Annotated in this window: 16 protein-coding genes; 12 read left to right on the plus strand and 4 right to left on the minus strand. The window is 68.6% G+C overall.

The features are described 5' to 3' along the window. Window positions 1-37 precede the first annotated feature (37 nt). From CA236_RS01760 to CA236_RS01795, 8 genes are all read left to right on the plus strand, one after another. On the plus strand, window positions 38-1,993 hold the full coding sequence (locus CA236_RS01760) for an autotransporter assembly complex family protein (protein WP_125944288.1): 1,956 nt from the start codon (window positions 38-40) through the stop codon (window positions 1,991-1,993). Further along, window positions 1,993-6,105: a translocation/assembly module TamB domain-containing protein gene (locus CA236_RS01765; protein ID WP_125944289.1), complete on the plus strand. Its 4,113-nt coding sequence runs from the start codon at window positions 1,993-1,995 to the stop codon at window positions 6,103-6,105. Before CA236_RS01760 ends, CA236_RS01765 begins: the two co-directional genes overlap by 1 nt. An 85-nt stretch (window positions 6,106-6,190) precedes the next feature. Beyond that, window positions 6,191-6,793 carry a polysaccharide biosynthesis/export family protein gene (locus CA236_RS01770; protein ID WP_241212465.1) on the plus strand — a complete coding sequence of 201 codons (603 nt, stop codon included), beginning with the start codon at window positions 6,191-6,193 and terminating at the stop codon, window positions 6,791-6,793. 79 nt (window positions 6,794-6,872) lie between these two features. Continuing rightward, complete coding sequence (locus CA236_RS01775; protein WP_125944290.1) at window positions 6,873-8,141, plus strand: outer membrane beta-barrel protein; 1,269 nt, start codon at window positions 6,873-6,875, stop codon at window positions 8,139-8,141. A gap of 10 nt (window positions 8,142-8,151) precedes the next feature. Further along, window positions 8,152-10,278: an AAA family ATPase gene (locus tag CA236_RS01780; protein ID WP_164518824.1), complete on the plus strand. Its 2,127-nt coding sequence runs from the start codon at window positions 8,152-8,154 to the stop codon at window positions 10,276-10,278. A gap of 207 nt (window positions 10,279-10,485) precedes the next feature. After that, complete coding sequence (locus CA236_RS01785) at window positions 10,486-10,761, plus strand: PadR family transcriptional regulator (RefSeq protein WP_241212466.1); 276 nt, start codon at window positions 10,486-10,488, stop codon at window positions 10,759-10,761. 44 nt (window positions 10,762-10,805) lie between these two features. Continuing rightward, entirely contained in the window at window positions 10,806-11,936 is a 1,131-nt protein-coding gene (locus CA236_RS01790) for a hypothetical protein (protein ID WP_125944293.1), read from the plus strand. Between the two features lie 4 nt (window positions 11,937-11,940). Next, window positions 11,941-12,873: an alpha/beta hydrolase-fold protein gene (locus CA236_RS01795; protein ID WP_206430487.1), complete on the plus strand. Its 933-nt coding sequence runs from the start codon at window positions 11,941-11,943 to the stop codon at window positions 12,871-12,873. Between the two features lie 365 nt (window positions 12,874-13,238). Here the strand turns inward: CA236_RS01795 and CA236_RS19035 are convergent, their stop codons facing one another. After that, complete coding sequence (locus tag CA236_RS19035; RefSeq protein WP_125944294.1) at window positions 13,239-14,636, minus strand: sugar transferase; 1,398 nt, start codon at window positions 14,634-14,636, stop codon at window positions 13,239-13,241. 338 nt (window positions 14,637-14,974) lie between these two features. Here CA236_RS19035 and CA236_RS01805 point away from each other — a divergent pair, with 338 nt between their 5' ends. Further along, the gene (locus tag CA236_RS01805) at window positions 14,975-15,187 is read left to right on the plus strand and encodes a hypothetical protein (RefSeq protein ID WP_125944295.1); all 213 of its coding nucleotides are present in this window, start codon (window positions 14,975-14,977) and stop codon (window positions 15,185-15,187) included. Window positions 15,188-15,215: 28 nt separating this feature from the next. Here the strand turns inward: CA236_RS01805 and trpS are convergent, their stop codons facing one another. From trpS to secB, 3 genes are all read right to left on the minus strand, one after another. Continuing rightward, the gene (gene trpS / locus CA236_RS01810) at window positions 15,216-16,223 is read right to left on the minus strand and encodes a tryptophan--tRNA ligase (protein ID WP_046409235.1); all 1,008 of its coding nucleotides are present in this window, start codon (window positions 16,221-16,223) and stop codon (window positions 15,216-15,218) included. Window positions 16,224-16,235: 12 nt separating this feature from the next. Further along, window positions 16,236-17,795, minus strand: coding sequence for a murein biosynthesis integral membrane protein MurJ (gene murJ, locus CA236_RS01815; RefSeq protein ID WP_046409236.1), 1,560 nt, complete (start codon window positions 17,793-17,795; stop codon window positions 16,236-16,238). Window positions 17,796-17,992: 197 nt separating this feature from the next. Then, window positions 17,993-18,520: a protein-export chaperone SecB gene (gene secB / locus CA236_RS01820; protein ID WP_125944296.1), complete on the minus strand. Its 528-nt coding sequence runs from the start codon at window positions 18,518-18,520 to the stop codon at window positions 17,993-17,995. A 150-nt stretch (window positions 18,521-18,670) separates the two neighbouring features. Here secB and CA236_RS01825 point away from each other — a divergent pair, with 150 nt between their 5' ends. The 3 genes from CA236_RS01825 to CA236_RS01835 are packed head-to-tail and all read left to right on the plus strand — an operon-like array spanning window position 18,671 to window position 21,097. Further along, a complete protein-coding gene (locus CA236_RS01825; protein WP_136450662.1) occupies window positions 18,671-19,315 on the plus strand; it encodes a Tim44/TimA family putative adaptor protein in 645 nt (214 codons plus the stop codon). Further along, window positions 19,315-20,568, plus strand: coding sequence for a murein transglycosylase A (locus CA236_RS01830; RefSeq protein ID WP_125944297.1), 1,254 nt, complete (start codon window positions 19,315-19,317; stop codon window positions 20,566-20,568). The genes CA236_RS01825 and CA236_RS01830 overlap by 1 nt, the downstream gene beginning before the upstream one ends. Window positions 20,569-20,599: 31 nt before the next feature. Continuing rightward, window positions 20,600-21,097, plus strand: coding sequence for a Smr/MutS family protein (locus CA236_RS01835; protein ID WP_125944298.1), 498 nt, complete (start codon window positions 20,600-20,602; stop codon window positions 21,095-21,097).

The raw sequence follows: 21,097 nt of genomic DNA on the forward strand, positions 1-21,097 counted from the left end.
ATTGCCGCCCGGCGGCGGACGGCTTACGGCAGGGTCAATGGACGGGCGTAGGGCGCTGATCGCTGGGGCAGGTCTGATCGCGTCGATCGTCTCGGCGCCGGCTGGCGCGCAGCAAGCGGCCGGGACCGCCCCCGCGCCTGCGCTTCCTGCGGAACAGCCGATCGATCCCGCCGCGCCGCTCGCCGACATGCCCGATATCGGCGTGGCCTGGCCGGAACTGCCGCCACAGACCGCCGCCGCCCAACAGGCGACCGCCGCGCAAACCGGCGAGACACGCTATGCGTGGCGCATCGACGGGCTCGACGACATGGCCTCGCCGCTCCTGCGCGAACGCTTCGCCGCTTTGTCGGTGCTCGACCAGAACGATGGTGAGGCCGCCAACGCCGCGCAACTCGATCGCCGTGCGCGCGAGGATTCGACGCTGCTCGTCACGCTGCTGCGCGCGCAGGGCTATTATGATGCGGAGGTCGAACCCCGCATCGACACCGTCGATGGCCGCCCACTGGTCATCCTTACCGCGACACCGGGGCCGATCTACCGGCTGAAGGAGGTGACGATCGATGGCGTCGCGGCGGCGGGTGACAAGGCGACCGCGCTGCGCGATGCCTTCGGCGTCAAGCCTGACGACCCCGTCGACGCAGATCGCATCACCACCGGCGAGGCAAAGCTGCGCGTCGAGGCGGGGGAACAAGGCTTCCCCTTCGCGAAGGTGGGCGAACCCGAGGTGACGATCGATCGCGAGGCGCGCACCGCGACGCTCGACATCAGCGTCGATCCCGGCACCGCGCGCGTCTTCGGACAGATCCGCGCCAATCCGAACAATCGCGTGTTCGATGCCGAGCATGTGCAGGAAATCGCCCGCTTCGAACCCGGAAAGCCCTATTACGCCCCCGCATTGGACGACCTGCGCCGCGCATTGGTGCAGACCGGGCTGGTGTCGGTGGCGGAAGTGACGCCGGTACCCGGCACCACGCCCGACACGGTCGACATCGACGTCCGCCTCGAACCCGCTCCCCCGCGCACCATTGCGGGCGAAATCGGCTATGGCACCGGCGAAGGCGCGCGCGTCGAGGCGAGCTGGACTCACCGCAACCTGTTCCCGCCCGAAGGCGCGCTGACGCTCCGTTCGGTGCTCGGCACGCGCGAGCAGCTCGGCGCGGTCACCTTCCGCCGCAACAATTTCAAGGGCCGCGACCGCGTGCTGACGGCGCAGATCAGCGCCGCGCACACCAATCGCGAAGCCTATGAGGCGAACACCTTCTCGCTCTCCGGCAGTCTGGAACGTCAGACCAACATCTTTTTCCAGAAGACATGGACCTGGTCGCTCGGCGCCGAGCTGGTGGCGTCCGACGAACGCGACGTGATCGTCTCGACCGGCGAGCCGCGTCGCCGCACCTTCTTCATCGCCGCCGCGCCGACCAGCCTCGTCTATGACGGGTCGGACGACCTTCTGAACCCGACGCGCGGCTTCCGCCTCGGCGGCCGCTTCAGCCCGGAGGTATCGCTCCAGGGTTCGGCCTTCGGCTATGCGCGGACCCAGGTCGATGCCAGCGCCTATAAATCGTTCAGCGACGGCGTGGTGCTGGCGGGGCGCATCCGCCTGGGCACGATCGTTGGCGCGCCGCGCGATGCGATCGCGCCGTCACGCCGCTTCTACGCCGGCGGCGGCGCCTCGGTGCGCGGCTATGGCTATCAGCTGATCGGCCCGCGCGATCCCAACAATGATCCGATCGGCGGGCGCAGCCTCGCCGAATTCGCCATCGAAGGCCGGATCAAGGCATTCGGCGACTTCGGCATCGTGCCCTTCTTCGACGGGGGCAACATCTACACCTCCGCGCTGCCCGACTTCTCGGGGCTGCGCTACGGCGCCGGGGTGGGCGTGCGCTATTACAGCAACTTCGGCCCGATCCGCGTCGACGTCGGCACCCCGCTCAATCCGCAGCCGGGCGATTCGCGCGTCGCGGTCTATGTCTCGCTCGGGCAGGCGTTCTGATGCGGCGGTGGCGCTGGGCCCTCGGCGGGATCGTCGCACTCGCCACGATCATCCTCGCCAGCCTGTGGATCGTCGACACCGATGTCGGCCACCGCTGGGTCGCGCAGCGGATCAACGCCGCACGGCCGGCGAACGGGCTGCGCATCACCGTCGGCCGGATCGACGGCTCGCTCTTTGGCGCTGCCGTGCTGCGCGACGTGAAGGTCCACGATCCCGAGGGGCTGGTATTCGCTGCGCCGCGCGCCAACCTCGACTGGCGGCCCTTCGCCTGGCTCTCCAACCGGCTGGAGATCCGCTCGCTCGATATTCCGGTCGCCATGCTGGCGAAACTGCCCCGGCCGCGCCCGACTGGCCGGCACGGGCCGATCCTGCCCGATTTCGACATCGTGATCGGCCGTTTGTCGCTCGATCGGCTCGTGGTCGCGCCCAAGGTGACCGGGGCATTGCGCTACGGCCGCATTGCGGGCCGCGCCGATATCCGCAACGGCAATGCCCTCGTCGCGCTTGATGCACTGGTCGAGGGGAGCGATCAGCTCCGCCTGCGCATTGACGCTGCGCCGGATCGCAATCGCTTCGATATCGACGTGCGCGCCCGCGGCACCGCCAACGGCGTGCTGGCGCGGCTCTCCGGCATCCGCCGGCCGCTGTCGCTCGACATCGCCGGCGACGGCCGCTGGGCCAATTGGCAGGGCCGCGCTGTGGCCCGCGCCGGCGACGCACAGATCGTCGATCTCGCGCTTGGCAACCGCGCCGGCGCCTACACCCTCGGCGGGACGCTGGCCCCCAGCAGCATTACCCGCGGCAAGCTTCAGCGCCTCTCCGCGCCGCGTGTACGCGTCGAGGGCGCCGGCACCTTCGTCAATCGCCGCCTCGACGGTCGCCTCTCGGCCCGCTCGTCCGCGCTCGCGATCGAGGCGACCGGCATTGCCGATCTGGGCGAAAGCGCGTGGCGCAACCTGCGCATCCGCGCGCGGCTGCTGCGGCCCGCCGCGCTATTCCCCAATATGAGCGGCCGGAATGTGGAGCTGCGCGCCGTGCTCGACGGGCGCTTCGCCACCGCCAGCTTCGACTATCGCATTACCGCGCCGCGCCTTGCCTTCGACAATACCGGGTTCGAACAGGCGCGGCTGGCGGGGAAGGGGCGGCTGTCCGCCTCACCGATCGCGCTGCCGGTCCGCTTCACCGCGGCGCGCGTGACCGGCGTCGGCGATGTTGCCGGGGGAATCCTGCGCAATTTGTCGGTCGACGGCATCCTGCGCGTGACATCCACGACGCTCACCGGCGACGACCTTCGCCTGCGCTCCGACAAGCTGACCGGCCGGATCAGCCTGCTCGTCGATCTGCGCACCGGCATCTATCAGGTCGGCCTGAACGGCGCGCTGGGCCGCTATCTTATCCCGGGCCTCGGCGTCGTCGACGTTACCTCGCGGCTGCGCGTGGTGCCGGGCCCGGGTGGGCGCGGCACGCGGGTGATCGGCGATGGCAGCGCGCAGATGGTCCGCCTCGACAATGGCTTCTTCCGCAGTCTGGCCGGGGGACTGCCGCGTATCGTCACTGGGCTGGAACGCACGCCCGACGGTATCCTCCATTTCCGCAATCTGGTGCTCACTGGCCCGTCGATCCGACTGGTCGGCAATGGCTACCGCCGCCGTGACGGTACCTTCGTCTTCGCCGGCGCCGGCCAGCAGGCACAATATGGCCCCGTCGCGCTGAAGCTCGACGGCCGCATCGAACGCCCGACGCTCGACCTTCAGTTCCGCCGGCCCAATGACGCCTTGGGGCTGCAGGATGTGCGGCTTCATCTCGATCCCACCGCGCAAGGTTTCACCTTCACCGCCGCCGGTCAGTCACGCCTCGGGCCATTCGATGGCGCCGGTGACATCCTGTTGCCCCGCGGCGCGAACGCGCAGATCGCGGTCCAGCGCCTCGATGTCAGCGGCACGCGCGCCACCGGCATGGTCACCATCGTCGATGACGGGTTCGACGGTCGGCTCGCGGTGAGCGGCGGCGGGATCGATGGAGACGTAATGCTCCGCCCGGTCAACGCGGTGCAGCGGATCGAGACCCGGCTGGCGCTGCGCAACGCCCAACTCGTCGGCGGCGCGACGCTGCGGCAGGGGCGCGTCGATCTCGCCATCATGCTCGACCCTGCCGGCACCACGCTGGAGGGGACGTTCAACGGCACCGGCTTGCGTCGTGGCCCGCTCAGCCTCGCGCGCTTCGCCGCCAATGCGCAGCTGCGCGACGGCTTGGGGCAGGTGCGGCTCGCCATCGCCGGCTCGCGCGGGCGATCGTTCGACCTGCAGAGCGTCGTGGATGTGACCCCCGACAGCTATCGCATCGTGGCGCAGGGCACGGTCGATCGCCGCCCGCTGCGCCTCGATGCGCCCGCGGTGGTGACCCGCGATGGCGATGGCTGGCGGCTGGCGCCGGCGACGATCGCCTTCGCCGGCGGCACCGCCACCGTCGGCGGCCGCTTCACCACCGACAGCAACATGATCGACGCCAGCCTGTCGCAGATGCCGCTCGCGGTGCTCGACATCGTGTCGCCCGGCCTTGGCCTCGGCGGCACCGCTTCGGGCAAGATCAGCTACGCCAGCACCACCGGCAGCGCGCCGACCGGCCGGATCGACATGGCGGTCAGCGGCCTGACGCGCTCCGGCCTGCTGGTGTCCTCCAACCCGATCGACATGGCGGTGGCCGGCGTCCTCACCGCCGATCGCGCCGGTATCCGCGCGGTGGTCGGCAGCGGCGGCCGGACGATCGGCCGCGCCCAGGCGTTGTTGCGGCTGGGGCAGGGGGATATCGCGACCCGCTTCGCGAATGCCGGCGTGTTCGGCCAGCTCCGCTACGAAGGTCCGGCCGACACCCTGTGGCGGCTGACCCGGGTCGAGCTGTTCGACCTCTCCGGCCCCGTCGCCATCGCCGCCGACGTGACTGGAACGCTCGCCGATCCCGCCATTCGCGGCTCCGTGCAGGCAAAGGGCGCGCGGATCGAAAGCGCCACCACCGGCACGGTGTTGACCGATGTGCAGGCGGGCGGCCGCTTCTCCGGCTCCTTGCTGTCGATCGACCAGTTCACCGCCAATGCCGGGCGCGAGGGCAAGGTGACGGGCACCGGCAGGTTCGACTTTGCGGCGCGCGGCGGCATCGGCCTTGACCTGACGCTCAACGCCAATCGCGCGGTGATGATCAACCGCGACGACATTGGCGCCACCGTCACCGGGCCGTTGCGCTTCCAGTCGACCGGCCGCGGCGGTACCATCTCGGGCGCGGTGAAGCTCGATCGCAGCCGCTACCGGCTGGGCCAGGCGACCGCCGCCAGCGCGGTGCCGCGCCTCAAGATAAGGGAGATCAACGAACCGGGCGGCGGCAGCGACGTCACCACCCCGCCCGCCCCGTGGCAGCTCGATATCCGCGCGCGCGCCAGCGATCAGCTGCTCGTCACGGGTCTAGGCCTCACCAGCGAATGGTCCGCCGACCTCGCGATCGGCGGCGCGCCGGACAATCCGGCAATCACCGGCCGGGCCGATCTCGTCCGCGGCGACTACGAATTCGCCGGGCGTGAATTTGAGCTGTCGCGCGGCGTCATCCGCTTCGCTGGCGAAGTGCCCGCCAATCCCGCCCTCGATATCGAGGCGGATGCCAACACGACCGGGCTCAACGCGTCGATCCGCGTGACCGGCGTCGCGCTGAAGCCCGAAATCACCTTCAGCAGCACGCCGGCGCTGCCGCAGGACGAACTGCTCTCGCGGCTGTTGTTCGGCACGTCGATCACCAATCTGTCCGCGCCCGAGGCGCTTCAGCTCGCCGCCGCGGTCGCTGCGCTGCGCGACGGCGACGGCGGGCTCAACCCGATCAACGCCGTGCGCCGCGCGGCGGGGCTGGACCGGTTGCGCATCCTTCCTGCCGATCCGCAAACCGGGCAGAGCACGTCGATCGCCGCCGGCAAATATGTGACGCGCCGGCTCTATGCGGAGATCGTCACCGACGGTCAGGGCTATTCCGCCACCCGCGTCGAATATCAGGTCACCCGCTGGCTCTCCTTGCTGTCGAGCATTTCCACCCTCGGCCGGCAAAGCGCGAACGTGCGTATCTCGCGCGATTATTGATCCGCCAGCCCCTGTTTATCCGGCAGTCCCAGGCTGCGGCGCGTCGTTGCGTTGACCCTTCTCCTGTGCAAGCGTCGCCGAAACAATGATTTACGCGAACGGGGGCGCGATGATCGGCCGGGCAGCACTTCTTTTCGGCATCCTCTCGCTATGCGGCGCCTGTGCCGAACAGGGGGACGGGCCGGTGCTCTCCTCCGGCGACCGCTACGTCGCGGCCGAGGCGCTGACGGCGGACTATCGCCTCGGCACCGGGGACAAGGTGAAGGTCAGCGTTTACAATGAACCCGGGCTCAGCGGCGAATATTGGATCAATCCCGACGGCACATTGTCGCTCCCGCTGATCGGCAGCGTCCCGGCGCGGGACAAACCGGTGGCCGAAGTCGCGGCGGAGGCGCGGGCGCGGCTCGCCGATGGCTATCTGCGCGACCCGATCGTCGCGATGGAGGTGGTCGCCTTTCGCCCCTTCTACATCATGGGGGAGGTCGCGGCGCCCGGCCAATATCCTTATGCCAGCGGCATGACCGCGATGAACGCCGTCGCGCTCGCCCGCGGGTTCACGCCGCGCGCCAACCGCGCCGTGATCCGCATCCGGGGGGAGGGGACTGCAGCAGAAGTGAATTATCGCCTGACCCCCGAATTGATCGTGCGCCCTGGTGACACGCTGCGCATCGGTGAACGCTTCTTCTGAAGACCCGCGAAAGGGTGTTGCATTGCGCACGCGTTAACCACACTATCTGCTTGGTTTCGGGGGGGATCATGCATTGTGGATGGGGCGGCTGGGGGGCGCGTTGCTCGCGCTTGCCACGGCATTCGCGGCGCAGGGCGCGCGGGCGCAGGACGGGCTCATCGTGTCCGCGGCGATCCCGCAAGGGGTCGATCGCGGCCGCAACCTCAGCGTCGCCCAGCGCCTTCGTCCCGCCTACACCCCCAGCGGCGCGCGGATCGGCGGGCTGATGATCTTTCCCCGCCTGCGCACGGCGGCAGGGGGCACGTCCAACAGCTATCTCGCGCCCAGCAATGGCCGCCCATCCGCCTTCGTATCGTTGGCGCCCGCCGTTGAGGTCGCCTCGCTCTGGTCGCGCCACGCGCTGCGGCTGCAGGCCGAGGCGCTCGACCGCCGCTACCTCAATGAATCGCGCCGCAACGAACGCACATGGACGCTGGCGGGGGAGGGGGAACTGGAGCTTGGCGCAACGCTGCGCGCCACCCCGCGTCTCGCAGCGTCGCAACAGGTCGAAGGACCGCTCTCGGGGGAAGTCGATGCGGCGCAGGCGGCCGTGTCGCGCTTCCGCCGCGATCTTGCGTCCGTCCGGGTGCAACATGTCAGCGGCCGCATACGCACCTTCGTCATCGCCGACGCCGCCACCTTCCGCTTCGCGCCCGTTCCCCGGGCCGACGGCACCCGCCTCGACCAAAGCGGCCGTGATCGCGAGGTGATCCGCGTCACCGGCCAGTTCGAATATGCCCGCTCGCCCGCCCTGTCGCTGTTCGTCCAGGCGGGGCACACCACCACCCGCTTCACCGCCCCCGGCCGCGCCCCGCTCGGGTCAGACATGATCCGCCTCGCCGCCGGCCTCAACGTCGATCTGGCGCAGCGCGCGCGCGGCACCATCGCCATCGGCCATGTCGACCGCCGCTACATCAGCGGGGAGCATCGCGGCGGACTGGTCGCGGAAGGCGCGCTGGAGCTGTTCCCGACGCAGCGTCTGACGCTCAGCGCCAAGGCGCGCCGCAGCCTGGAGGACGCGACCTACGGCAATCGCCGGCCCCGGCCGTTCTGGGACGATCGCCTGTCCGCCGGTGCCGACTACGAACTGCTCGCCAACCTCATCCTGATCGCTACCGCCGACGCGGCCCGCCAGACGGAGATTGCCGCCCCCAACCGCCGCACCATCCGCCGCGTCGGCGCAGGCGCCCGCTACCTCGTCTCGCGCCGGATCACCCTGGACGCCGCGATCGGCCATGTCGTGCGCGACGGCGCCGCCACCGCGGTGCGCGAAACACGGGGCCAGACGGGCCTCACCTTTCACCTTTGAGACATCGGACATGCGAATGACGGCTGGCCCCAGGGCAGAAGACGACGATCCACCGCTGGCCGACACCCTGGGCTATGCGCGTGATCTGCTCAGCCGGCGCTGGCCGATGCTGGCGGCGGTGACGATCCTCGTCGCGATCATCGGCGCCTTGCTGATCAGCAGCGTCCCGCCCAGCTACACCGCCACCGCGCGCATCCGCCTCGATCCGTCGCGCAATCCGCTGGCCGGCAACGCGCAGGCGCAGCGCAGCGAACTCACTCCCGAAGCGATCGAGACCGAGGTCAGTGCGATACGCTCGCTGGAGCTGGCGACCGGCATCGCGCGATCCTTCGGCCTCTTCGCCGATCCCGACTTCACCGCCACGCTCGATCCCGCCGCCGCCCGTTCGCTGGCGGTGCCGGCGGCGGTGCTGTCGCATCTGTCGGTCGATCGCGCCGCGCTCGCCTTCGTGCTCGACGTGCGCTTCACCGCCGCCGATCCGGTCAAGGCAGCGACGCTCGCGAACGCCTTTGCCGATGGCTATATCGAGCGGCGGACCCAGGGAAAGCTCGGCCATGCGGCGCGCCAGAGCGCCTGGTTCCAGCAGCGGCTGGAGGAACTGGGGCGCGAGGCGAGCACCGCCGAGACCCGCGCCGCCGAATTCCGCGCGGCGACCGGCATCATCGAAGGCGGATCGGGCGCTGGCCTCGGCACGATCACCGATCAACAGGTCGCGCCGCTCGCCAGCAACCTGGCCAGCGCGGAATCGGACGCGGCCGCCGCCCGCTCGAACCTTGCCGCCGCGCGCATCCAGGTGGCGCATGGCGGGATCGATGCCGTGTCCGAAGTGCTGGGCTCGGCCGTCATTGCCGACCTGCGCCGCCAGCGCGCCGAGACGCTGCGCAGTCGCGGAGAGGTCGACGCCCGCTATGGCGAGCGGCATCCCGAAAGCATCCGCGTGCGCGACCAGCTCGCCGCGCTCGACAGCCAGCTGGAAGCCGAATCACGCCGCGTCATCGGCGCCTTGCAGGCGAGCGCCGCGGCGACCGATGCCCGCGCCGCCAGCCTGCGCGGGGCACTCGATCGTCTCGAGCAGGAGCGGGCGCGCAGCACGCGAGACTCCGTCACCGCCGCGGCGCTGGAGCGGGAGGCCGCGGCCAAGCGTGCGCTCTACGATCGCATGTCGCAGCTCTCGCTCGACAGCATGCAGAACGCACGATTGGCGATGGCGCAGGCGGAGGTCATCGAACGCGCCGAGCCGCCGCTGCAGCCGGCCGCGCCCGACCGACCGATCCTCTATGCGCTGGCGCTGTTCGGCGGCGTCATCGCCGGGTCGGTGACGATCCTCGCGCTCGACATGGTTGGTGGCGGCTTCGCCTCGGTCGAGCAGATACAGCGGCGGCTGGGGCTGCCGGTGCTCGCGACCGTCCCGGTCGTGGCGCGCGGGCTCAACCCGCTCGATCTGATGCTGGAACGCCCGACGGTGATGTTCGCCGAAAGCTTCCGCGTGGCGCTGGCCGCGCTTGGCCGCGGGGGAGGGGGCACTCGCCGCGACGCCACGCCGCAGGTCATCGCCATCGCCTCGTCGCTGCCGGCGGAGGGCAAGTCGACCTCGGCGATCGCGCTTGCCCGCACCCTCGCGCTGACCGGCACGCGCACCTTGCTGGTCGATTGCGACACCCGGCGCGCCAGTGTGCGCCAGATGGTGCGCGCCCGCGCGCCCGGCGCCGGGCTGCTCGAGGTGCTGCGCGACAAGGCCGCGCTAGACAACGCGATCCAGCCCGGCGATGTCGCGGGGCTCGATCACCTCCTCGTCGCGCGCCCCTCGGCGGCCGGCGGTGAGCTGCTGCGCAACGGCCGGATGGAGGAGCTGCTCGCCACCTTGCGAGCCCGCTACGACCATGTCGTGCTCGATCTTCCCCCAATGGTCGGGCTGGCCGACGGCCGCCTCCTCGCGGCGATGGCCGACGCGACGGTGCTGGTCATCAAGTGGAACAGCACGCCCGTCTCGGCGGCGGTATCGGCGGTCGAATGGCTGCGGCACGACGGCGGCCACCCGGTCGGCGTCCTCTTCACCCAGGTCGACCCCGCCACCCGCGCCGCCGGCGGCATGCACCGCTACGCCAAACGCTACGCCAGCTATTACCCCGCCGACTAGGCCTGCTCGCCGGAGCAGGCGGCGTGCCAGGCAGATCGCCACCGCACCCCGATCGGGAAAACAAGCGGCTTCTTGAAACTTCGCCTTGTGAGAATGGCATGTTGGTCCGCACCGGGAGGGCAGGCAAAATCATCGCTTGACGCAAAGTCTACCTAGGTAGACTTATTGGGTATGTCTCGAACACGCGCGCTCTCGCCCCATGCCCGAATGGTCCTCGCCGTCCTGCTCGATGCCGACGGCCAATGGTCACACGGCTATGAGCTGGCGCGGCGCGCCGATGTAAAATCCGGCACGCTCTATCCGCTCCTGATCCGTCTGGAGGCGCAAGGCTATCTGGAAGCGGAATGGCAGCATCCGGCGGAAGGAGGGCGACCGCCGCGGCACGCCTACCGTCTGACGGCGAGCGGCGTGCAACTCGCCCGCGCCAATCCCCCCGCCAATACGGCGACCTCCACCACACGACCTCAAGAGGCGACCATATGAGCGCCGGCCTCCGCCGCGGTCTGGCCGATCTCGCCTGCCGTGCCTTGCAGGCGACGCTGCCTCCCTCGCTACATTCGTGGGGGTGGGCAATCCGGTGCGAGACGGCCGGCATCCCGGACGACACAGAGGCGCTTCTTTTCGCGCTTCACAGCGTGTGCGGGCTCCTGCCCCGCGCGGTCGCATCGCACCTGCTTGAACCGTTTGCGGTCCGTAGCGGTGCAGGCACGTCGTTCTCTGAACGATCGACCGCCATGACGATCATCGACGCCATGATGCTTCGCCCTCGCGCCCTCGGTATTGCCTGCGCGGTCGGGGCGGTCATTCTCGGCCTTGCCTATATGGTGATCGCCGGTGCGCCGACGCGCTATCTTGGGGTCAACGTCGGCGCGTTGGCGATCGGCCTGGCGATGCTGGCGCTGCTCGGCCGCACTCTCCCGCCGGGCCGCCAATGGATGGGCGGCGCGACGATCGCGATGGCGGTCGCGCTGCTGGCGACGGCTTTCATTGGCAATGAGGTCGAAGGCATATCGCGCTGGGTATGGCTTGGCGGCTTCGCACTCCAGCCGAGCCTGATCCTCCTGCCGGTGATGATTGTCGCCTTCTCACGAAGCCGAAGCGGTGTGACGAGCTCGGGCGTCGTCGCCGCCATTGCCGCGATCGCGCTGCAACCCGACCGGGCGATGGCCGGGATGCTTGTCCTTGGCCTCGCGACGCTCGCGATGATCCGCCGTGACCGACATTCCGCCGTGGTACTGATCGCAAGCATCGCCGGCTTCGCGGTGACGCTCGCTCGTGCCGATCCCTTGCCGGCGGTGCCGCATGTCGAACAAGTTCTCTACTCGTCCTTCAGCGTTCATGTCGCTGCCGGCCTGGCCGTGCTGGGAGGCTTGGTGCTCCTCCTTGTCCCGGCGATCGTCGGTTGGCGGCGCGATTCCGGCAACCGTGCGACCTACGCCGCTTTCGGCGCGGTCTGGTTTGCCGCGATCCTGGCGGCAGCCGTCGGCAATTATCCGACGCCAATCGTCGGCTATGGCGGCAGCGCGATCATCGGCTACGCATTGAGCCTGCTGGCATTGCCGAAGCGGGCAGGGGTTGGTGCCAGCGTGGTTTCCCGCGCTCGGGGTGAGACGGACGGCACGCTGTCCGACCGCCACCTGTTCGTTGGACTGGCCTGATCGCATGTCGGCCTCCACCGAAACCAGCAAGCTCCGCCGTGCGGCCCGGCTGATGATGACGCGCCGCTATCTATACTGGCTCATTGCCGCGATCATCGCTGCCCTGATCTACTACGCATGGGCACAGGTCACGCGAACGCGGGGCGCTCAAAAGGTATCGTTCCGCCCGGCGGAGGAAGCGTGCGATACATCCGGGTCGCTTCGCTACTGCGTCTATCGCGATCGGCGGGGGACCAACGGCGATGTCGTCTACCATATGCACGGTCGAAACCTCGACGAACGCATCTGGAACGACGACACCTACATGACGGCTCTGGTCCAGTCGGAATGGCAGCGCCGCCCAGAGCTGCCGCCCACCGTCGTGACCGTCTCCTATGGCTCGACCTGGCTGCTGACCCCGAAGGGAGAGAAGCCCGACAGCGGCCTGCTCGATGATCTGATGGCCCGCCTGCCCGCGATCGAGGCGAAGATCGGGCGTCCGCGTCGTCGCCTCCTGGTGGGAGAGTCGATGGGCGGCCTCAACGTCCTGATCGCCGGCCTGTCCTATCCGTCGCGGTTCGCCAAGGTCGCGGCCCTGTGCCCCGGCGTCTATTCCATCTCGCCGTTCGCATCGCTGTCCACGATACGCGCGACGATGCAGCGCACGGGGGCGAACCCCAAGATCGTCTTCGGCGTGTGGATGATGGCGCGCAGATATGCGGCAAACGATGCCGAGTGGCAGCGCGTATCGCCGCTCGCCCTGATCAAGCGGGCGGGGCCAGCCTATCCGGCGCTCTATCTCTCCAACGGCCTGTATGACGCTTACGGCAACTTCGAGGGCTCTCAGCAGCTTGTCGACATGGCGCGCCGCCGCGGCATCACGACACAGTGGCACCCGCTCTATGGCGGGCATTGCGCGACGGACGTGGCATCGCTGGCAGCCTTCCTCTCGTCTTGACCGGCTTCCAGGTCGACATGTTGAACGGCATGGCCCGGGCAACATCCGTCATCCTGCCGCGCCTGATGCGCTGGCTTTCCCGAGTCCCGTTCCCAATTCCGCTTGCCCGAAACGGTCCATCGGACATGGAGAAAGAGACTGCTGCGCGTTGGTCGATCGGCGGTTTCGGGGTAGTGCCCCGATCTACAGAACGACCTTGATTTGGCACTTTCCGTCAGTCCGCTTTATGAGTCGACGGCTTAGTGTCGCTCCGATCATTGGCTACTCCACATCAGGTCATAGCACCCTGCGATCAGATCACGTCGAGCCGGCACCACCGCCAACGCCAACGCCAACGCCAACGCCAGCGCCAGCGCCAGCGCTGCTCAAAACGCGTTGCGGTGCACCACCACCTTCAACGTCGCGAACAGGATCATGATGTCGCGCATCAGGCTCCATCCGTTGACATATTCCAGGTCGGCGCGAAGCCGGTTGATCAGATCCTCGCGCCGGTGAGTCGCGCCGCGAAAGCCGCGGACCTGTGCCAGGCCGGTCAGTCCGGGCTTGCAGACATGGCGATGATGGTATCGCTGGTCGACTTCCCAGAATAGCTGATCCCCGGCGAGCGAGCCGATGGCGTGCGGACGCGGTCCGACGAAGCTCATGTCGCCGCGCAGGATGTTGAACAGCTGCGGCAGTTCATCGATGCTCGTCGCGCGGATGAAACGGCCGATGCGAGTCACCCGCGCATCGTCGCGCAGCGTCGAAACCCGGCCCTCGCTGTCGCACGCCGCCAGCCGCATGCTGCGGAACTTGTACATGGCGAACAGCCGGTTGCCCTTGCCAACCCGCGTCTGCACGAACAGCGCCGGCCCCTTGCTGTCGATCTTCACCAGCAGCGCGACGGTGATCAGCAGGGGCGCGAGGAAGACGAGCGCCGGGATGACGATGGCAAGGTCCAGCGCACGTTTCAGCAGGCGATCGCGCAGCGGCAGCCCGCCGGCCGATACCAGCACGCAGGCGATGCCGTTGAAGTGGCGGTGGCCGATCACCCCGATCGTGTCGAGTTCCGGGATCAGCAGGCGCGCCGTGACATTGCTGCCCTTCAACACGGTCGACCATGTCGCCCGGCGCGACGGGGGGCAGGCGACGAACACCTCGTCCACGCCGCGCAACTGCCGCGCGAGGCGGTCGAGCGCGAGCGGATGGATTGTCGTCTGCGCCGAATCCAGCGGCTCGCTCGCGACGATCTTCAGCCCGGGCGGCAGCGGCACGTCGACGCCATCGAGGATCAGCATGCGGCTGAGCGCGGAGCCCGCGAGCAACCGGTCGCTCCACATGCCGATGACGCTGCGCCCCAGCAGCAGCATCGCCGCCGAGCAGAAGAAGGTCACCATCGCGCTCACCCGGGAGATGGGCGACACTTCCTGCAACAGGAAGGCGATGAAGATCGTCAGCAGGAACGCGGTCAGGAGATTGGCAAACGCGCCCCATGCCGAGGCCCGCCAGCGTTCCAGCGTCGGCGCGCGATAGGTGCGCGTGCCCAGCAGCAGGTAGATCGGCAGGATCGCCGCGAGCAGCGCAGGGTTGCCCAGCGGCAGCCCGCGAAGGGCCGCGATCAGCCGACCCATGCCAAATCCGAACAGCGGCGACAGGACGTCGCAGACGAGCAAGGCCACATACAGCCGCAGCCGCAATGCCCGCTTCCCGTCGCTTGGCGCGCTGATCATATCGACGGGGGTCAGCCAGTCGCGCGCCAAGGGGAAGTCGGACAAAGTCGTCACCCAAACCCCCTTGAACCCTCCAGGTCATGATCTTTCACGCCTGGTTTTGCGATGAACGCTTCAGAAGACGGCCTGATGAACCAGCCCGAATCCCGATCTTATCGTGTCTTATCTTGTCGCACTGGGTGACTTCTTAGCGGACTGGCGGTCAAGCATCATTCTTCCGCAAGGCCGAAGGATGTATCCAATACGGGGGAAGTATTTGCGATAAGGAAGCGCGCATCACGCACCGCCCGGGGCTTGGGAAGGTCACGCCACTCCGCGCATTATCTTGTTCTTTACTCGCCTGCGCGATCCCGGCGGCTGCAATAATGGCGTCGAAATGGATGGATGGCCGAATGGCAGGTGAGCTTCACGCCCATACGATCGCTTCGTCGGCCGCTCATGCGGACGCGCGGGACGGCGCAACCGTGCCGCGCCCGGCACCGCTCATCGGCGTGAGCTACGACGTAACCGCGGCATGCACGCTCGATCCGGCATGCCTCGGCTTCTGGATTGCGGCGTCGACCTTCCTCTGGTCGCTGATCGCGCTGGTCGTCCTGCTGCTCTGACGGCCAGCGACCAGCGCCCGCCATCACCTCAGGCGAGGAGGCCCATCGCCTTCTGCGCGTCCGCCAGCACCGGCGCCGCCAGATCGCGCGCCTTCTCCGCCCCGCGCGCCAGGATCGCGTCGATCGCCCCGCGATCGTTCAGCAGGCGCAGCATCTCGTCGCGGATCGGGCCCAGCTTCGCCACCGCCAGGTCGGCGAGCGCCGGCTTGAACTGGCCGAAGCCCTGCCCCGCAAATTCCGCCACCACATCCTCGGGCGTACGATCCGCCAGCGCGGCGAAGATCGTCACCAGGTTGCGCGCCTCGGGCCGCTCGGCCAGCGCCTCCCAGCTGTCGGGCAGCGCGTCGGGATCGGTCTTCGCCTTGCGGAACTTGTCAGCGATCTCGCTGTCGCTATCGATCAGCTTCACCACCGACTGCGCCGACGGGTTGGATTTGGACATTTTGGCCGACGCATCGCGCAGGCTCATGATCCGCGGCGCGGCCTTGCTGATCAGCGGCTCGGGCAGGGTGAACAGCTCGGTCTGATAGTCCTGGTTGAACTTGGTCGCGATGTCGCGCGCCAGCTCCAGATGCTGCTTCTGGTCCTCGCCCACCGGCACGTGGGTGGCGTTATAGAGCAGCACGTCGGCCGCCATCAGCACCGGATAGTCATACAGGCCGACGCTTGCGCCCTCGCGGTTCTTGCCCGCCTTGTCCTTGAACTGCGTCATGCGATTGAGCCAGCCGACCCGCGCGACATTGTTGAGCAGCCAGGCCAGCTCGCTGTGCGCCGGCACGCGCGTCTGGTTGAACAGTGTCGACCGCTCGGGGTCGATCCCGGCGGCGACCAGCGTCGCGGTCATCTCGATCGTGTTGGCGGTCAGCTCGGCCGGCGCGATCCATTCGGTCAGGCCATGAAGGTCGGCGATGAAATACATCGTCTCGCCCCCGGCGGCCTGGATCTCGTCCTGCATCGCCACCCACTGCTTCACCGCGCCCAGGTAATTGCCGAGGTGAAGATTGCCGGTGGGCTTGATGCCGGAAACGACGCGCATTGTGGGGGGATCCTATCGACGAACAAGCCTTCTGACGTCCGCCATCCGAAAGGCGCCGAACAGGAAGGTGGCGGCGAAATAGACCAGCGCACCCGCGCTGACCAGCACCAGCATCGCGCCCCAGCGGTGCAGGCTCGGCCCGGTGGTATAGGGGCGGAACAGGTCATTGGCGAACCACATGACGACGCCCATCAGCAGCGCCGCCAGCACCAGCCGCCATGCCCGCCGCTTCAGCTGCGCATCGGCAACGAAATGCCCCTTCGCCACCAGCGCACGCCACAACAGGACGACATTGACGGTGGAGGCAAGCGCCGTCGCCAGCGGCGGCCCCATATGCCCCAGCGGGTAGATGAAGGCGAGGTTGAGCACCAGGTTCACCACCATCGACGCCGTGGCATAGCGCACCGGCGTGCGCGTATCCTGCCGCGCATAGAAACCGGGGGTCAGCACTTTGACCAAGATGTACGCCGGCAGCCCGACCGAGAAGGCGGCGAGCGACTGCGCCGTCGCCACCGTGTCCGCCGGGGTGAAGGCGCCATGCTGGAACAGCGCGGCGACGATCGGCTGGCCGCACACGATCAGCGCCGCGGTCGCCGGCAGCGTCAGGAACAGCGCCAGCTCCATGCCCCGGTTCTGCGTCTCCATCGCCGCTGCGTCCTCGCCGCGGCCAAGCTGCGCGGAAATCGTCGGGAGAAGGACGGTGCCAAGGCCGATCCCGATCAGGCCCAGCGGCAATTGGTTCAGCCGGTCGGCATAATAAATGTAGCTGACGGATCCCGCGGACAGCAGGCTCGCCGCCAGCGCGGTGGAAATGACGAGGTTGATCTGCACCGCGCCCGCGCCCGCCGCGGTCGGCCAGATCAGCGACATCAGCCGCTTCACGTCCGGCGTCAGCGTCGGCCGCTTCAGCTTCAGCACCACGCCCGCCTTGCGGCACGCCCAGATCAGCCAGATCAGCTGAAGCGCGCCCGATACCGTCACCGCGATCGCCTGGTTGCGCGCGGTCACCAGATTGTCCTGATGGTGGAAGAACAGCAGCGCCGCGATCAGCGTCAGGTTGAGGAGGATCGGTGCCGCCGCCGCGACCCAGAAACGGTGCAGTGAATTAAGAATCCCGCCCAGCAGCGAGACCAGGCTGATCAGCATCAGATAGGGGAAGGTCAGCCGCGACAGTTCGACGGCATAGGCGAATTCCGCCCGCGTCGCATCGTTGAACCCGCCTGACAGCAGCCAGGTCACCGGCCAGGCGGCCAGCTCCATGACGATCGTGAAGACGATCAGCACGGGCACCAGGATCGACAGCGTATCGCTGGCAAAGCCGATCCCGTCGTTCAGCCCGCGGCCGTCCTTGTCGGCGACCTTGCGGTTGAACATCGGGATGAAGGCGGCGGAAAAGGCGCCTTCCGCGAACAATGCCCGAAACATGTTGGGCAGGCGGAACGCGATCAGGAAGGCGTCGGAGGCGAACCCTGCGCCGACGAAGCGCGCGAACAGCGAATCGCGCACCAGCCCGAGGATGCGGCTGGCCAGGGTCAGCCCGCCAACGGAGCCGAGCGCACGCGTCAGGTTCATCGTGTCAGGTTCCGCTCGCCGGATGGCCGTGGCGCCCGCTTGATGATGCGCGTGGTCGCCCGCTGGATCGCCCGCCTGGTCATTGCCGGCCGGCGGCGGGCGCGCCGGTCAGGTGGCCGTTCGCGGGCCGGCACGTCACAGCGCCAGCCCGCGGATCATGGCCCCAGTCAGGTTCAGGCCCAGCTTCAGGCCCAGCTTCAGGCCTGACCGAAATTGCCCGAGGCGATCTGCGCGTCGCGCTGCTCGGCCTGCTGCATGTACAGCGAGTTGAAATCGATTGGCTCCAGCAGCAGCGGCGGGAAGCCGCCGTCGCGGATCGTGTCGGCAACGACGCGGCGCGCGAACGGGAACAGCAGGCGCGGTGCCTCGCCCAGCAGGAACGGCTGCAGCGCGTCCATCGGCACGTTGCGCACGCCGAACAGGCCGGCATAGGCCAGCTCGACGAGGAAGGTGACACGGCCCTGCGTCTCGGCGCGAACCTCGATCTTCAGCGTCACTTCGTGCGCGTCATCGGCCACCTGGTTGGCGGCGATGTCGAACTGGACGTTGATTTCCGGGCCCTGTGCGTCCTGGAAGACGGCCGGTGCGTTCGGGTTCTCGAACGACAGGTCCTTCACATATTGCGACAGCAGGCCGACGGCGGGGGCATTGTCCGCGCCGTTGGGCAGCGCGCCGTCCTGGCCGGGTTGGTTGCCGATTCCGGCGCCGTTGTCCTGCTCGTCCATGTCAATCTTCCTTGAGGATGATGGGGGCGCGGGGTGCCGCGCACATGCGGCCGGCGCCTAGCAGGGGGCAAAGGCGGATTCAACGCCGGCACCCATTTGAAACGTGGCGCGTTGCGCCCTATGTTGGAACCTTAGCGTATCGGAGGTCGGGTGTTCTACATAGTCCTTCTTGCGATGGTTGCGGCATTCCTTGCGCTCCGGCTCTATTCGGTGCTGGGCAAGCGTACGGGACATGAGCAGCCATTGCCCAAGCCGGCGGAGGACCGCGTCGTGGCCAGTGCATTGCCGCGCGCCGTGGAAACGACCGCCGAACCGCGTGAGCCGGTGGTGAAGCCGTTTGAGGGTAATGCCGAGCCTGGCATTCGCGCGATCATCGCGGCCGAACAGGGCTTTGACGTCAATCGCTTCGTCGATGGCGCGCAGGCGGCGTACCGCATGATTCTGGAGGCCTTCTGGAAGGGTGACGAGGATACGCTCCGCGATCTCGTCTCGCCCGATGTCGGCCGTGCGTTCAGCGATGCGATCGCCGCACGTCAGGCGGCCGGGCAGGTGCTCGACAATCGACTGGTGTCGATCGACAAGGCGACGATCACCGGCGCCTCTCTGCAGGGCAAGGAAGCACGAATCACCGTTCGCTTCGATGCGCTGATCGCCGCGGTGACGCGCGATGCGGAGGGCAATGTGATCGCCGGGTCGACGAGCGACGCGCTCGAAACCCACGACATCTGGACCTTCGCCCGCACGCTGCGCAGCAGCGATCCCAACTGGAAGCTGTCGGACACCGACGAAGCGTGATGCATCTTCGGGGGGGGATTACGCTGGCCGCGGCGCTGGCGCTGTCGGCCTGTGTCGGCGGCGTCGTGCCGCCAACGCCGGGTTCGGCGCCGCCGCGCGGCACATCACAGCAACAGCCACCGCGCACCAGCGGTCCGGTACGGCATCCGACGCCCGCGACGCCAATGGCGCCGCTGCCGGCCACGACCAACGCTGGTGCCACCACTGCCGTCGCTGCCGGCCTTGCGGCGGGGCCTTCGGTCGCCAGCCTGCCGATCACCCGCGATGCCGCGGCCCGCGCGCTGGCCGCCTTCCGCATCAGCTGCCCCTCGCTGGTCCGCCGCACCGACCCTACCGGGCTGACGCGCGGCGCCGACTGGAAGCCGGCCTGTGACGCCGCGGCGCGTAGCGGCGACCCGCGCGATTTCTTCACCCGCTGGTTCGAAACCGTTCAGGTCGGCGACGGCAAGGCCTTCGCCACCGGCTATTACATCCCTGAAATCGCCGGCTCGCGTACGCACCGCCCGGGCTATGCGCCGATCTACGGCCGTCCCAGCGATCTCGTCGATGTCGATCTCGGCCAGTTCTCCGAGGCGCTGAAGGGCAAGAAGATCCGCGGCCGCGTCGAAGGCAGCAATTTCGTCCCCTATTACGATCGCACCATGATCGAGGAAGGCGCGCTTTCCGGTAAGGCGCGGATCCTCGGCTATGCCGTCGATCCGGTGGAGCTGTTCTTCCTTCAGGTGCAGGGCTCGGGCCTCGTCCGCATGCCCGACGGCCAGGTGCTGCGGATCGGCTACGAAACGCAGAACGGCCGCGATTATACCGGCATCGGCAAGCTGATGCTCGATCGCGGGCTGATCGGCCGCGGCGAGGCGAGCATGCAGGGCATCGTCGCCTGGCTCCACGCCAATCCCGCGCAGGGGCGGGAGATCATGCGGGAGAACAAGAGCTACGTGTTCTTCCGCGAACTCGACGGGCCACCGCTCGGCGCGATGGGGCTGCCGGTCTCCGATCAGGCGACGGTCGCCGCTGACGTGCGCTTCGTGCCGCTCGGCGCGCCGGTGTTCCTTTCGATGGACCGCACCGACGCGACTGGCCTCTGGGTGGCGCAGGACACCGGCGGCGCGATCAAGGGCACCAACCGCTTCGACACCTTCTGGGGCGCTGGCGACGAGGCCCGCGCGATCGCCGGCGGGATGAGCGCACGCGGCACCGCATTCCTGCTGGTGCCGGTGGGCACGCTGGCCCGGCTCGGTGTCGCGCGCCCTTGATCCCGATGAGGCCGCGCTCTGGGCGCGGGTGATGGCCACCGTCCGTCCGCTGCGCGCGGCGGCGGTGACGATCGTGCCGCGTCCGGTGCCGGGGCCGGCACCGGTTGATCGCAGGCCAAAAGTCTCCGCAAACAGGCCGATTACCCCCGCCAAGACCCCGCCGCCGGCGCGCCCGGGGCCGGGCGTCACCCTGGATGGCGGCTGGGACAAGCGTCTGTCGCGCGGCCTGGTCAGCCCCGACGCGACCATCGACCTCCACGGCCACACGCTCCATTCCGCCTATGACATGCTCGACGGCGCACTCGCCCGCTCGATCGCGCACGGCGACCGGGTGGTGCTTCTGGTGACCGGAAAACCGCCCCGCCCCGAGAGCGAACGCCCCCACGCCCGCGGTGCGATTCGCGCTGCGATCGGCGACTGGCTGGCCGGCTCCCGCCACGCCTCCGCCATCGCCGCGGTTCGCAACGCGCACCCTCGTCATGGCGGGCAGGGCGCGCTCTACATCGTCCTGCGCCGCCCTCGCACCTGA

It is taken from the genome of Sphingomonas sp. ABOLG (genome assembly GCF_003950435.1).
In the GTDB taxonomy this organism is placed as follows: domain Bacteria; phylum Pseudomonadota; class Alphaproteobacteria; order Sphingomonadales; family Sphingomonadaceae; genus Sphingomonas; species Sphingomonas panaciterrae.

Excerpts from the sequence above, each read along its gene's own strand:
- murJ (WP_046409236.1), bottom strand. The coding sequence starts at position 17,795 with ATGAACCTGACGCGTGCGCTCGGCTCCGTTGGCGGGCTGACCCTGGCC.
- CA236_RS01835 (WP_125944298.1), top strand. The coding sequence starts at position 20,600 with ATGGCCACCGTCCGTCCGCTGCGCGCGGCGGCGGTGACGATCGTGCCG.
- CA236_RS01765 (WP_125944289.1), top strand. The coding sequence starts at position 1,993 with ATGCGGCGGTGGCGCTGGGCCCTCGGCGGGATCGTCGCACTCGCCACG.
- CA236_RS01830 (WP_125944297.1), top strand. The coding sequence starts at position 19,315 with ATGCATCTTCGGGGGGGGATTACGCTGGCCGCGGCGCTGGCGCTGTCG.
- trpS (WP_046409235.1), bottom strand. The coding sequence starts at position 16,223 with ATGCGCGTCGTTTCCGGCATCAAGCCCACCGGCAATCTTCACCTCGGC.
- secB (WP_125944296.1), bottom strand. The coding sequence starts at position 18,520 with ATGGACGAGCAGGACAACGGCGCCGGAATCGGCAACCAACCCGGCCAG.
- CA236_RS01805 (WP_125944295.1), top strand. The coding sequence starts at position 14,975 with ATGGCAGGTGAGCTTCACGCCCATACGATCGCTTCGTCGGCCGCTCAT.
- CA236_RS01760 (WP_125944288.1), top strand. The coding sequence starts at position 38 with ATGGACGGGCGTAGGGCGCTGATCGCTGGGGCAGGTCTGATCGCGTCG.
- CA236_RS01770 (WP_241212465.1), top strand. The coding sequence starts at position 6,191 with ATGATTTACGCGAACGGGGGCGCGATGATCGGCCGGGCAGCACTTCTT.
- CA236_RS01785 (WP_241212466.1), top strand. The coding sequence starts at position 10,486 with ATGGTCCTCGCCGTCCTGCTCGATGCCGACGGCCAATGGTCACACGGC.
- CA236_RS01795 (WP_206430487.1), top strand. The coding sequence starts at position 11,941 with ATGTCGGCCTCCACCGAAACCAGCAAGCTCCGCCGTGCGGCCCGGCTG.
- CA236_RS01775 (WP_125944290.1), top strand. The coding sequence starts at position 6,873 with ATGGGGCGGCTGGGGGGCGCGTTGCTCGCGCTTGCCACGGCATTCGCG.
- CA236_RS01780 (WP_164518824.1), top strand. The coding sequence starts at position 8,152 with ATGCGAATGACGGCTGGCCCCAGGGCAGAAGACGACGATCCACCGCTG.